This window comes from Streptomyces coeruleorubidus, from assembly GCF_008705135.1.
GTDB classification, from domain to species: Bacteria; Actinomycetota; Actinomycetes; order Streptomycetales; family Streptomycetaceae; genus Streptomyces; species Streptomyces coeruleofuscus.
Window position 1 is genome coordinate 5,808,172 of sequence record NZ_CP023694.1, and the last position, 12,038, is coordinate 5,820,209.

Below are 12,038 nucleotides of genomic sequence, written 5' to 3' on the forward strand. Positions count from 1 at the left end.
GTCTCCGCTCAGGCCTGCGCCGACGGGGCGACCCAGCCCTGCGGCGGCACCGGCGGCACCTGCTCCCGCTCCATGGCGCCCCGGCGCCGGATCCGGTTGAGCACGTAGACGTTGGCCAGGTGCATCACGCCGAGCACCAGCAGCACCACGCCGAGCTTGGTCGACAGGGCCTCGAAGACGCCGCGCGTGTCGGTGATGGTCTCGTCGCCGCTCAGGTACAGCGCGACGAACCCGAGGTTGACGAGGTAGAAGCCGACCACCAGGAGGTGGTTGACGGCGTCGGCGAGCTTCTCGTTGCCGTGCAGCACGTCGGCGAGGAAGATCCTCCCGTTCCGGCTGAGCGTGCGGGCCACCCAGATGGTCAGACCGACGCTGACCAGCAGGTAGATGACGTAGGCGACGACCGTGCGGTCCATTGCCCCACCCTTCTTGAACACGTTCAAAACGCTGTCAGGGATGACCCTAGACCTCTTTTTGAACATGTTCAATACGTGCTTCGGGGTGATTGTCAGTGGTGCCTCGTACTGTCGTCGGCATGGCAATCGTGACGTTCGTCGACGAGACGACAGCGGGGGAGCGGCGGGCGGCCTGGGGGCTGGAGATCGCCGAGGAGCGGCTGACCGCGCGGGAGTTGATCCGGCGCCGGGTGTTCCAGGAGGTGGCCGAGTTCAACGCCCGTACGCCGGAGGTGTTCCAGGGGCTCGTGCAGCCCGAGGACACCGAGCGCGTGCTGAACGGGTACGCGCTGCGCACGCCCCGCCGGATCGACCCCGAGGCACAGACGGCCCTGGCCCTGCGGGCGTTCGCGGGGAACGGCTTCCTGGTGCTGGTGGGGGACCGTCAGGTCACCGACCCGGACGAGGAGATCGAGCTGACGCTCGGCACCGAGGTCACGTTCCTGAAGCTCGTGCCCTTGGTCGGTGGCTGATGAGCGCCTTCCGCACGCCCCGGTCGCACACGGACCGGCTGCGCGACAGGATCGCCGAGGGCGACATGGTCCGGGTCGCTGAAGAGGCGCTGCGCGTCGTGGACTTCAGCCGCGGCACCTGGGAGCAGGTGCTGAACCAGCTCCGCGACCTGCCGGCCGAGCGCCGCCGTGAGCTGCTGCACGCCCTGGCCGACCGCTTCGGGCAGGCCGGTGACGACACGGAGGACCGTTGCCGCCATCTCGCCCTGTGCGGCCTGGTGTCCGAAGACCTGGACGACGACCCACTGGCCGCCGAGCGGCACCGGGCCCTGGACGACCTGGCCCGGCGGCAGACCTTCTGGTATGCGGCCCGCTTCGACGTCCTGGCCCGGGCCGAACTGGCGGCGGGCCGCCCGCTCCCCCCGCCTGTAGTGGCCGTCGTCCGCCGTGCGGCCCTCGACGCCTACCGAGGGGACGACCTGACGGTGCTGGCCCGGCAACTCACCGACCCCGTCCTCAACGTCGGCGAGGCATGGGCCGAACAGGCCATGCGCGATGCCACGACTCCCGACTGGCAGGCCCTCGTCAGACACCTGCTGACGGCCACGGCGTCCAAGCCCACGGCCAAGTGGGACAAGGGGGCGCGTGCCCTGCTGGAAACGCTGGGCACGGACGCGGTCCGCGAGACGCTCCTGTCCTGGCTCGCTCTCGTCGGCCGCCCCCGCACCCTCCCGCTGGAGCCCCGCGCGTGGGATCCGGACATCAACAGCGCCTACGACCCGTACAACGCGACAGCCCTGCGCGGCCTGGCCTGGCTCGTCTCCCTCCTGCCGCCCCACCCCGGCACGGCCCGGGCCCTCGGCGCGCTGGTGGAGACCTCACTGCGGAAGGTCGCGGGCATCGGCCCCCGCAACCCCAAGGTCGCCAACGCGGGCGTCGTCGCGCTCGCCCGTATCGACTCCGAGGCCGCCCTCGCCGAACTCGCCCGGCTGGCCACGCGGGTGACGTACAAGAACACCGCCAAGCTCCTCGACACGGCCCTGGAGGCCCGGGCCACCGCGCTCGGCCTCAGCCGCGAGGAGATCGAGGAACTGGCGGTCCCGGCCTACGGACTCACGGAGGTCGGCCGGGCGACGCACCGCCTCGGCGAGGCGACCGCCCTGCTGGAGGTCCAGGGCACCCGGGCCGTGCTCGGCTGGCGCAACGCGGCCGGCAAACCGGTCAAGAGTGTGCCGGCCGCGGTGAAGCGGGACCACGCCGACGAGTTGAAGGAACTGAAGACCGCGGTCAAGGACATCGACAAGATGCTGTCGGCGCAGAGCGAGCGCCTGGACCGCCAGTTCCTGGCCCGCCGCGCCTGGCCGTACGCCGTCTGGCGCGAGCGCTACCTCGACCACCCCCTGGTCGGCACGCTCGCCCGCCGCCTGCTGTGGACGATCGACGGCAGGACGGCCGGCTACGCGGACGGTGAGCTGCGGACCCTGGCGGACGAACCGCTGACCGACGGCACGCGGGTCGAACTCTGGCACCCGGTCGGCCGCGAACCCGCCGAGATCGTCGCCTGGCGCGACTGGCTGGAGCGGCACGGCATCACCCAGCCCTTCAAACAGGCCCACCGCGAGGTCTACCTGCTCACCGACGCCGAGCGTGCCACGCGCACCTACTCCAACCGCTTCGCGGCCCACGTCCTGCGCCAGCACCAGTTCAACTCCCTGGCCGCGCTCCGCGGCTGGCGCAACAAGCTCCGCCTGTGCGTCGACGACTCGGCCCCTCCCGCCACCCGCGAGCTGCCGCAGTGGGGCCTGCGCGCCGAGTACTGGATCGAGGGCGACGGCGAGGAGTACGGCCTCGACACCACCGACTCCGGCACGTATCTGCGCCTGCGCACCGACCAGGTCCGCTTCTACCCGGTCGACGCCCCGGAGAACTCGGCTCACTGCTACGGCGGCGAGTACGCCATGTGGCTCCGCGACGGCCAGGACCCCGTCGCCCCGATCCCCCTGGAGGACATCCCGCCCCTGGTCCTCTCCGAAGTCCTGCGCGACGTCGACCTGTTCGTCGGCGTCTCCAGCATCGGGAACGACCCGACCTGGCAGGACGGCGGCCCCGGCGGCCGCTTCCAGGAGTACTGGACGTCGTACGGCTTCGGCGAACTCAACCAGAGCGCCGAGACCCGCAGGCTCCTGCTCGAACGCCTGGTCCCGCGCCTGGCGATAGCCGACCGCTGCACGCTGGAGGGCCGCTTCCTGCACGTCAAGGGCGACCGCCACACGTACAAGATCCACCTGGGCTCGGGCAACATCCTCAGGACCCCGAACGACCAGTACCTCTGCATCGTCCCGAAGTCGGACCCGACGGCTCCGGGGACGGGCTACCTCCCCTACGAGGGGGACCGCATGCTGGCGGTGATCCTGAGCAAGGCGATGATGCTGGCGGAGGACACACGGATCACGGACCCTTCGATTCTCAGCCAGTTGTGAGGGAGCCCGCGATGGTGCCGCGGCCTCGGCTCATTCGCTCGTTTTCGCCTGGCCGGCCCTGAGGATCTCGGCCGCGTCGAGGGTCACTTTCGCGCCGATGGAGTCGGGGAGAGTGACGAGCTCGCCGGCGGCATGAGGACGGTGGTTCTCGTATCCGCTTCCCACCGGGCCGGTCAGGACGTGGAGGCGCTGGTGCTTACGGTCGACGACGACGTAGACCGGAACCTTGGCCTCGGCGTAGGCGGCGACCTTGGTCTTGAGGTCGTCCTTCCAGTTCCCGGACGTGACTTCCAGGACGAGACGGAAGCAGGCCGGATCGTAGGCGTTGTTCTCGACGAGGTGGTCGTCGATGTCGGCGTCCACCACCACGAGGTCGGGGATGGCGTAGTCCTCGGCGCCGGTGGGGAGCCAGAGGCCGACGTTCTGCAGGACTTCGGTCGGCCCGTCATCCAGACCTGCCGCGATGAACGGGCGCATGAGTTTGGTCAGAGCGCGGGCATGAGGTGCATCCGGGGACGGGGTCACGAGGAGATGGCCTCCGATGATCTCGACGCGGTAGCCCGGATGGCGCTCCATGATCTCGTCGGCGATGGTCGTGAGGGTGACCGGCTCTTCGTCGTGGAAGGGCTGCTCGACGGAAGCTGCGGACATCAGGTGCCTCCTGGGAACTGGTGTCGAGAGCATCATGGTAGGTCGGACGACGCCCGCGCGGCCTTCACGACCTCTTTCACCCGATGGTGTGGCATATGCCAGAAGGCCCCGTCTCCAGCGGAAACGGGGCCCTCATCAGCAAGCGAACGGCTCAGTAGCGGCGCGTGATCAGCGCCCGCTTCACCTCGGCGATCGCCTTCGTGACCTCGATGCCGCGCGGGCAGGCGTCCGTGCAGTTGAAGGTCGTGCGGCAGCGCCAGACGCCGTCGCGGTCGTTGAGGATCTCCAGGCGCTGCTCACCCGCCTCGTCACGCGAGTCGAAGATGAAGCGGTGGGCGTTGACGATGGCCGCCGGGCCGAAGTACTGGCCGTCGTTCCAGAAGACCGGGCACGACGTCGTGCAGGCCGCGCAGAGGATGCACTTCGTCGTGTCGTCGAAGCGCTCGCGGTCCTCGGCCGTCTGGAGACGCTCGCGCGTGGGCTCGTTCGTGTCCTTCGTGATGAGGAAGGGCATGACGTCCCGGTACGCCTGGAAGAACGGCTCCATGTCCACGACCAGGTCCTTCAGGACCGTCAGGCCCTTTATGGCCTCGACCGTGATCGGCTTCTCGGGGTTGATGTCCTTGATCAGCGTCTTGCAGGCAAGGCGGTTCTTGCCGTTGATGCGCATCGCGTCCGAGCCGCAGATGCCGTGGGCGCAGGAACGGCGGAACGTGAGGGTGCCGTCGAGCTCCCACTTGATCTTGTGGAGGGCGTCGAGGACGCGCTCCTTCGGGTCGATCTCCAGCTGGAAGTCTTCCCAGCTCGCCTCCGCCGCGACCTCCGGGTTGAACCGGCGGATGCGGAAGGTGACCGTGATGTAGGGGGAGTCGGCGAAGCCGGGCTCGGGCTTTCCGGCCGCGTCCGACTTGTCCAGAACGGGGGTAGCCATCAGTACTTACGCTCCATCGGCTGGTAGCGGGTCTGGACGACCGGCTTGTAGTCGAGACGGACGGTTTCGGAGCCGTCGGCGCCGACCTCGCGGTACGCCATGGTGTGCCGCATGAAGTTGACGTCGTCGCGGTTCGGGTAGTCCTCGCGGTAGTGACCGCCGCGGGACTCCTTGCGGGCGAGCGCGGAGACCGCCATGACCTCGGCGAGGTCGAGCAGGTTGCCCAGCTCGATGGCCTCCAGCAGGTCCGTGTTGAACCGCTTGCCCTTGTCCTGGATCGACACGTTCTTGTAGCGCTCGCGCAGCTCCGCGATCTTCTCGACCGCCGTCTTGATCGTCTGCTCGGTGCGGAACACCATGACGTTGGCGTCCATGGTCTCCTGCAGCTCCTTGCGCAGCGTCGTCACGCGCTCGGTGCCGGTGGAGTCGCGCAGCATCTCCACCTGCTTGATCACGAACTCGGCCGGGTTCTCCGGCAGCTCGACGAAGTCCGCCGTCCGGGAGTACTCGGCCGCGGCGATGCCGGCCCGCTTGCCGAAGACGTTGATGTCCAGCAGCGAGTTCGTGCCCAGGCGGTTCGCGCCGTGCACCGACACGCAGGCGACCTCGCCGGCCGCGTACAGGCCCGGGACGACCGTGGTGTTGTCCGCCAGGACCTCACCCTCGACGTTCGTCGGGATGCCGCCCATGGCGTAGTGGGCCGTGGGCTGGATCGGGATCGGGTCCGTGTACGGCTCGATGCCGAGGTACGTACGGGCGAACTCCGTGATGTCGGGCAGCTTGGCGTCCAGCTGCTCCGGCGGGAGGTGGGTGAGGTCGAGGTAGACGTGGTCGCCCTCGGGGCCGCAGCCGCGGCCTTCCCGGATCTCCGTGTAGATGGAGCGGGACACGACGTCACGGGACGCGAGGTCCTTCATGACCGGCGCGTACTTCTCCATGAAGCGCTCGCCGTCCTTGTTGCGGAGGATGCCGCCCTCACCACGGGCGCCCTCCGTCAGCAGGATGCCCATGCGCCAGATGCCGGTCGGGTGGAACTGGAAGAACTCCATGTCCTCCAGCGGGATGCCCCGGCGGTAGACCGCCGCCTGGCCGTCACCCGTCAGCGTGTGCGCGTTCGACGTCACCTTGAAGAACTTGCCGCAGCCGCCGGAGGCGTAGATCACGGCCTTCGCCTGGAAGACGTGGATCTCGCCGGTGGCGAGCTCGTACGCCACCACACCGGCCGAGCGCTTGACGCCGTCGACCTCGGTGATCAGCTGGTCCAGGACGTAGAACTCGTTGAAGAACTCCACGCCCTCCTTGACGCAGTTCTGGTACAGCGTCTGGAGGATCATGTGGCCGGTGCGGTCGGCCGCGTAGCAGGAGCGGCGGACCGGGGCCTCGCCGTGGTTCCGGCTGTGACCGCCGAAGCGGCGCTGGTCGATCGTGCCGTTCGGGGTGCGGTTGAACGGCAGGCCCATCTTCTCCAGGTCGAGGACGGAGTCGATGGCCTCCTTCGCCAGGATCTCGGCGGCGTCCTGGTCGACCAGGTAGTCACCGCCCTTGACCGTGTCGAAGGTGTGCCACTCCCAGTTGTCCTCCTCCACGTTGGCCAGCGCGGCGGCCATGCCGCCCTGCGCGGCGCCCGTGTGGGAGCGGGTGGGGTAGAGCTTGGTGAGCACGGCGGTGCGGCTGCGCTTCGTCGACTCGATGGCGGCGCGCATACCGGCGCCACCGGCGCCGACGATGACGGTGTCGTACTTGTGGATCTTCATGATTCTCGCAGCCCCGTGCCTAGCGGATGTTCGGGTCGAAGGTGAAGATCACCAGCGTGCCCAGCAGGATGGTGAACACCGTGGCGGTGTAGAGCAGGCCCTTGAGCCACAGCCGGGTGTTCGCGCGCTCCGCGTAGTCGTTGATGACCGTGCGCAGGCCGTTGGCGCCGTGCAGCATCGCGAGCCACAGCATCAGCAGGTCCCAGACCTGCCAGAAGGGGCTCGCCCAGCGGCCCGCCACGAAGGCGAAGCCGATCTTGGAGACACCGCCGTCCAGCACGAGCTGGATCAGCAGGTGGCCGAGGACCAGCACGACCAGCACCACGCCCGACAGGCGCATGAACAGCCAGGCGGCCAGCTCGAAGTTGCCCCGGGTGGTCTTCGGGGTCTTCCTGGTGCGCTGGCGCGGGGCCTCGATGAGGGGCGCAGGGTTGTCGACGGTGTAGACGGCGCCGCCCTCGACGGGGCCGACGCCGGCTGCGGTCTTATCAGTCGTGGACATTGGCGTCAGCTCCCGAACAGTTCACGAGCGGCGTGGCCGAGGACGGGGTAGATCGCCCCGATCATCAGCACGGCCCACAGGGCGACGACGGTCCAGAGCATCTGCTTCTGGTAGCGGGCGCCCTTGATCCAGAAGTCGACGGCGATGACGCGCAGGCCGTTGAGCGCGTGGAAGAGGATGGCGGCGACGAGGCCGTACTCCAGCAGCGCGACGATCGGCGTCTTGTACGTGGCCACGACGGTGTCGTAGGCCTCGGGCGACACACGGACGAGTGCGGTGTCCAGCACGTGAACGAACAGGAAGAAGAAGATGAGGACGCCGGTGACTCGATGAGCCACCCAGGACCACATTCCTTCCCGGCCGCGGTACAGCGTTCCAGCCGGCACGGAAGTTTCCTCCGGGAGCGGGGATTGGGGCCGCGCCGGCTTGGTGTGTCGGTCGGGCCCGGCCGGGTACGGTCCACCGGCCCCCAGCATCGTAGCGAGGCGCTGCCGCTGGGCTGAGCCGGGGTCTGGCTGTGTGATCAAACTGGCATGCGTACGGGCTAGCCTTCGGCGGCTTCTGGGGTGGGGTGTCCTGTTATCTGCCGGGTGCGGGTTGCGTGTGGTTGAGCGCGCAGTTCCCCGCGCCCCTTAGAGCGTGTACCAACCGTTCCCTTGCAAGGCGGCGGAGTTCGTCTGCCACCACCATCCGCTCTTCCTCCGGATCGTTCGTCAATCGTGACCGGATGGCTTCCAGAAGGCGGTCCAGGGTCTCCGTCGGCGCAACGTCAGCCAGGCAAATGACGAACACGTGTCCGAAGCGGGCCTCGTAGGCGGCGTGCGCCGCGCTGAGGGCCGTATGGGCCGCGGAGTACGTGTCGGGCGGGAGGGGCGGCAGGGACTCGGCTGTCAGGGCCTCGGTCAGGTCGGGCCAGGTCAGGTCGTAGGCCGCCTCGTCCGCCGCGGCCAGCAGGGAGTCCAGGTCCGGATAGGGGCGGTGTTCCGCGACGCGCCGGGACCAGCGGGGGCTGCGCAGGCAGGACAGGAGCGCCTGCTCCAGGGCCTGGGCGGAGGCTGCGTTGAAGTGCTCCACCGGTATGGCGAGTCGGCCGGGGAGGTCTGGGAGACGGTGCGCAGGCAGCGTGGGTCCTCGTGGGCGTCACGTGTGTCGGCAGGGCATGTTGTGAGAGATGTGACGTCACGCTATCGAGTGCGACCATGACGTGTCCGACGGATGCCCGAATTTCACCCGGGAGAGAGAGATTCGGAACGCGTGGTGGACGCGCGGGGGACGGCGTCGCGTCTTAGGTTGGCGGGTGTGAGTCAGCACAGGCGCCGGACTCCGGCGAAGCAGACGAAGCAAGGGAAACAGCGGCAGGTGCTGGTCGTGGCCATGGCCGTCGCCCTGGTCGTGGTCGCGGCCGGGGTGAGCCTGGGGCTCTGGGCGGCCTCGGGCGGCGACGGCGGGGTCACCGGGCCGGAGGCCAGACCCTCCCAGGGCCGGACCGCGGCCGCCCCGCACGGCACCTCGCCGGAGGGCAGCCCGAGTCCGAGCCGCTCGTACGCACTGTCCAAGGCGCCGCGGACGATCCCCGCCGTGCGCGAGCACACCGCGGCGCGCGGCCCGGGCTGGCGTCCCACGAGCGGGAACCGCGTCGTCGTGGACGACCCGGCGCTGGCCGACGAGGGCCGGCTGATCGCCGGTGAGCTCGGGATGACGTACGAGGGCGAGAAGGACGACCGGCGCGCCGGGGACCTGCGGCTGGCGCTGAACGAGGACAAGGGCGCGAACCCGGAGTCGTACGTCATGACCGTGCGCGGCGGGCGGGTGGAGATCAGCGGGCCCGCCGACGCGGGCGTCTTCTACGGCACCCGCACCCTCAAGCAGGAGGTGCACGACGGCGGCACGGCGCCCGAGGGCGTGGTGCGGGACGAGCCGGCCAAGGCGCAGCGCGGGTTCATGCTGGACATCGCGCGCAAGAACTTCACGGCCGACTGGATCGAGGACCGGGTCCGGGAGCTGGGCGATCTGAAGTTCAACCAGCTCGGTCTGCACTTCTCCGACGACCAGGGGTTCCGGATCGAGTCCGACTCGCACCCGGAGATCGTGTCCCAGCAGCATCTGACCAAGGCGCAGGTGCGGAAGATCGTCGACCTCGCGGAGAGCCGGCACATCACCGTCGTGCCCGAGATCGACTCCCCGGGGCACCTCGGCGCGGTCCTCGACGCCCACCCCGACCTCCAACTGAGCACCGCGCAGGGGTCGGCGGTGCAGGGGGCCATCGACATCTCCGAGCCCGGGAGCGCCGACATCGTCGACGACCTGCTGAACGAGTACGCGGATCTGTTCCCGGGCGGGCCGTGGCACCTCGGCGGCGACGAGTACCAGGCGCTGGTGCGCTCGGATCCCGAGGCGTCGTTCCCGCAGCTGGCCTCCGCCGCGCGGGAGAGGTACGGCTCCGGCGCGACGGTCGCCGACCTCACCACCGGCTGGCTCAACGACCGGGCCGACACCGTCCGCAAGCACCAGCGCACCCCGCGCGCGTGGAACGACGGTTTCTTCCGCGGCACCTCCGTCAAGGCCGCCAAGGACATCCAGGTCGCCTACTGGACCGGCAAGGAGATCGGCGCCCGGCAGCCGGCGGAGTACCTGGCCGAGGGCCGGAAGGTGATCAACTACAACGACGAGTTCCTGTACTACGTGCTCGGCCAGCCGCAGACCTTCGTCTATCCGACGGGGCAGCGGATCTACGAGCAGTGGACGCCGCGGGTGCTGCGCGGCACCACGGCCGTGCCGGAGCGCTACGACGGGCAGATCCTCGGCGGGTCCTTCGCCGTCTGGTGCGACCTCGCGGACTCGCAGACGCAGGACCAGGTCGCGGCCGGGATCCGGATGCCGCTGCGGGCGACCGTCCAGAAGCTGTGGGACCCGGGCGAGCCGGAGCTGTCCTGGGCGGAGTTCCGGGCGCTTGCGGACAGGCTCGGCTGACCGCACACGAAATGGCCCGTACGGCTGCGAACCGCCGTACGGGTGTGGTCATCTTCTGGCGGGAGCCGAATCGAATATGCCGGGGGGAACCGGAGTATGGGGTACTGGGGGTACTTCGTCGTGGGCCGTGGGGAGCGGTCGCTGGCGGAGCTGGACGCGCTCGCGGGGGCGACGGACGGAATGGTGCGGCGCACCTCGGCGCCGGACGGGTGGCAGGTCTGGGAGTACCCGAGCAGCGACGGCGACGTCGGGAACATGAACGCCCTCGCCCGGGAGACCGGGGCGCCCGCGCTGTTCGGGTACGTCATGAACAGCGAGTGCGTGGTGCTGGAGGCCGCGGCTCCGGAGAGCGGGACGTGGACGACCTGCCTCGCCCGGGCCGCCATGGCCGGGTACCTGGGGGCCGACCGGGAGGGCCTCACGCTGGAGGACTACTTCCTCGAACCGGGCGACGCCGCCGAGCGCGCCGTCCGCTGGGCCGCAGAGGCCGGGCGCGAAGTGAACGCCGACGCACTGGTGGACGTACTCACTTCAGACCCCGATCCCCTGGCCGAAAACCTCTTCTTCAGCTTCCTCGACCGACTGGGCGTCGTGCCCCTGTGACGTTCCGGGGCCGTTGCGCGCAGTAAGGGGAAGTGCGGGTTCCGTGAGGGGTGAGGGCTGGAAGCGGCCTGGTAGGGCCCTGGACAAGGCCCGCGGAGGGAGGCGTGGATGAGCCTGGTGGAGTTGATCGCACAGGCCGACGAACGCGGGCTGGCCGCGAGCGGGCTGGCTTGTTTGGATCGGTGCGTGCCCCTGCTGGGCGGTGACGACGAGATCCTGCGGCCGCTGTGGGCGAGCCTCACCGACGATGCCGGTACCGGTGACTGGGGGGAGGGGCTGGAGCAGGCGCGCGGGAAGCTGGACGTCGCCGGCACCGGGGACGAGGCGGTCGTGCTCGCCCAGCGGATGCTCGAGGCCGCCCCCGCCGAGCGGTCCCACGCCGGGGTACGGGTGTGGGCCGACGCCTGCTCCGTCGCCGCCCTCCAGATCCACCGCCTCCTCGACACCGCCCAGGACGACGCCTCGTCGGTCGACGTGCGCCGCGAGGGCCGTACGGAGGGCATGTCGCCGCTCGTCGCCGCGGAACTGCGCCGCCAGATCACCGTCCTGGAAGTCCTGGCCGGACACGGCCCGGCCGGGCTGCGGCGGGCGCTGGAGGTGTCGATCGAGGGGCGGCGGGTGCTGCGCGCGGTCGTCTCGCGCCGGAGCCGGCAGCGGAGCTGAGGGCTGGGCCGCCGACGCACCTGACCGGCCTAAACCCCTGTTCCTGGGGGAGTCCTGTGACCGTCCCTCGGGTGAGGTGGGGCGGTCCTGCGCCGCTTCCGGGAAGTCGCCGGATCCGGGTGACGAATCGCTTCGCCGCAGCGCTTTCCGGGGTGTGACGACTCAAGCGGAAACCAGGCCCTCGGCCGCGTCGAAGCCGCTGCGGTGGGCGGCGGACACGGTGGCGACCATGCGCGAGGGAGCACGGCTGCACCTCGACTACTCGGCTCAGAGCCTGTGGAGCATCGACCGGATGATCGAGGGGATACGGCGGGAGGGAGCGCCGTTGGCCGCCGTGCAGGAGGTGCTGCGCGGGTTCGGGGCCTACGCCGGTGAGGTGATGGCGCGTCAGGCCGGGGCCGAGTGGTGGGCGACGGGCGGCGACCACTGGATCCGCACCCCCGACGGACGCCTCTGGGACCCGATCGACGAGGCCCGCCGCTGTTACGCCGGGCACGGCTCGCTGCGGCTGATGTGCCGGGACGCGACGACCGCCGGGCCTCGCAACTAGCGTCTTCGATCGCCGCGTCCTGGCGCT

Annotated in this window: 13 protein-coding genes; 6 read left to right on the forward strand and 7 right to left on the reverse strand. The window is 69.9% G+C overall.

Annotated features, from left to right (window positions below; translation table 11 throughout):
* Positions 1–8 precede the first annotated feature (8 nt).
* Complete coding sequence (locus CP976_RS26925; RefSeq protein ID WP_150482645.1) at positions 9–416, reverse strand: hypothetical protein; 408 nt, start codon at positions 414–416, stop codon at positions 9–11.
* 119 nt (positions 417–535) lie between these two features.
* Here CP976_RS26925 and CP976_RS26930 point away from each other — a divergent pair, with 119 nt between their 5' ends.
* Both CP976_RS26930 and CP976_RS26935 read left to right on the forward strand, forming a co-directional pair.
* Positions 536–928: a hypothetical protein gene (locus tag CP976_RS26930; protein WP_150482646.1), complete on the forward strand. Its 393-nt coding sequence runs from the start codon at positions 536–538 to the stop codon at positions 926–928.
* Positions 928–3,387 carry a DUF4132 domain-containing protein gene (locus CP976_RS26935; protein WP_150482647.1) on the forward strand — a complete coding sequence of 820 codons (2,460 nt, stop codon included), beginning with the start codon at positions 928–930 and terminating at the stop codon, positions 3,385–3,387. Before CP976_RS26930 ends, CP976_RS26935 begins: the two co-directional genes overlap by 1 nt.
* A gap of 30 nt (positions 3,388–3,417) precedes the next feature.
* On the opposite strand, the gene CP976_RS26940 is transcribed toward CP976_RS26935, so the two are convergent.
* The 6 genes from CP976_RS26940 to CP976_RS26965 all read right to left on the reverse strand — a co-directional run bounded on the left by CP976_RS26940 (position 3,418) and on the right by CP976_RS26965 (position 8,299).
* Positions 3,418–4,038, reverse strand: a complete 621-nt coding sequence (locus CP976_RS26940) for a Uma2 family endonuclease (protein WP_150482648.1) — start codon at positions 4,036–4,038, stop codon at positions 3,418–3,420.
* Positions 4,039–4,189: 151 nt separating this feature from the next.
* Positions 4,190–4,969, reverse strand: coding sequence for a succinate dehydrogenase iron-sulfur subunit (locus CP976_RS26945; RefSeq protein WP_086604082.1), 780 nt, complete (start codon positions 4,967–4,969; stop codon positions 4,190–4,192).
* Positions 4,969–6,723, reverse strand: coding sequence for a succinate dehydrogenase flavoprotein subunit (gene sdhA / locus CP976_RS26950; protein WP_150482649.1), 1,755 nt, complete (start codon positions 6,721–6,723; stop codon positions 4,969–4,971). Before sdhA ends, CP976_RS26945 begins: the two co-directional genes overlap by 1 nt.
* A 19-nt stretch (positions 6,724–6,742) precedes the next feature.
* Positions 6,743–7,225 (reverse strand): succinate dehydrogenase hydrophobic membrane anchor subunit, encoded by a 483-nt coding sequence (locus CP976_RS26955; protein ID WP_150482650.1) that lies wholly within the window; start codon positions 7,223–7,225, stop codon positions 6,743–6,745.
* Positions 7,226–7,230: 5 nt separating this feature from the next.
* A complete protein-coding gene (gene sdhC / locus CP976_RS26960) occupies positions 7,231–7,611 on the reverse strand; it encodes a succinate dehydrogenase, cytochrome b556 subunit (protein ID WP_150482651.1) in 381 nt (126 codons plus the stop codon).
* 193 nt (positions 7,612–7,804) lie between these two features.
* A complete protein-coding gene (locus CP976_RS26965) occupies positions 7,805–8,299 on the reverse strand; it encodes a 2-oxo-4-hydroxy-4-carboxy-5-ureidoimidazoline decarboxylase (RefSeq protein ID WP_150482652.1) in 495 nt (164 codons plus the stop codon).
* A 225-nt stretch (positions 8,300–8,524) separates the two neighbouring features.
* Here CP976_RS26965 and CP976_RS26970 point away from each other — a divergent pair, with 225 nt between their 5' ends.
* The 4 genes from CP976_RS26970 to CP976_RS26985 all read left to right on the forward strand — a co-directional run bounded on the left by CP976_RS26970 (position 8,525) and on the right by CP976_RS26985 (position 12,011).
* Complete coding sequence (locus CP976_RS26970) at positions 8,525–10,195, forward strand: beta-N-acetylhexosaminidase (protein WP_373304868.1); 1,671 nt, start codon at positions 8,525–8,527, stop codon at positions 10,193–10,195.
* 96 nt (positions 10,196–10,291) lie between these two features.
* The gene (locus CP976_RS26975; protein ID WP_150482653.1) at positions 10,292–10,798 is read left to right on the forward strand and encodes a hypothetical protein; all 507 of its coding nucleotides are present in this window, start codon (positions 10,292–10,294) and stop codon (positions 10,796–10,798) included.
* Between the two features lie 108 nt (positions 10,799–10,906).
* Positions 10,907–11,461, forward strand: coding sequence for a hypothetical protein (locus tag CP976_RS26980; RefSeq protein WP_150482654.1), 555 nt, complete (start codon positions 10,907–10,909; stop codon positions 11,459–11,461).
* A 154-nt stretch (positions 11,462–11,615) separates the two neighbouring features.
* Complete coding sequence (locus tag CP976_RS26985) at positions 11,616–12,011, forward strand: hypothetical protein (protein ID WP_150482655.1); 396 nt, start codon at positions 11,616–11,618, stop codon at positions 12,009–12,011.
* Positions 12,012–12,038: the final 27 nt, after the last annotated feature.

What these genes read in the sequence shown, in the direction of transcription:
- CP976_RS26975 (WP_150482653.1), top strand. Translation starts at nt 10,292, where the DNA reads ATGGGGTACTGGGGGTACTTCGTCGTGGGCCGTGGGGAGCGGTCGCTG.
- CP976_RS26925 (WP_150482645.1), bottom strand. Translation starts at nt 416, where the DNA reads ATGGACCGCACGGTCGTCGCCTACGTCATCTACCTGCTGGTCAGCGTC.
- CP976_RS26955 (WP_150482650.1), bottom strand. Translation starts at nt 7,225, where the DNA reads ATGTCCACGACTGATAAGACCGCAGCCGGCGTCGGCCCCGTCGAGGGC.
- CP976_RS26940 (WP_150482648.1), bottom strand. Translation starts at nt 4,038, where the DNA reads ATGTCCGCAGCTTCCGTCGAGCAGCCCTTCCACGACGAAGAGCCGGTC.
- CP976_RS26945 (WP_086604082.1), bottom strand. Translation starts at nt 4,969, where the DNA reads ATGGCTACCCCCGTTCTGGACAAGTCGGACGCGGCCGGAAAGCCCGAG.
- CP976_RS26930 (WP_150482646.1), top strand. Translation starts at nt 536, where the DNA reads ATGGCAATCGTGACGTTCGTCGACGAGACGACAGCGGGGGAGCGGCGG.
- CP976_RS26935 (WP_150482647.1), top strand. Translation starts at nt 928, where the DNA reads ATGAGCGCCTTCCGCACGCCCCGGTCGCACACGGACCGGCTGCGCGAC.
- CP976_RS26980 (WP_150482654.1), top strand. Translation starts at nt 10,907, where the DNA reads ATGAGCCTGGTGGAGTTGATCGCACAGGCCGACGAACGCGGGCTGGCC.
- sdhA (WP_150482649.1), bottom strand. Translation starts at nt 6,723, where the DNA reads ATGAAGATCCACAAGTACGACACCGTCATCGTCGGCGCCGGTGGCGCC.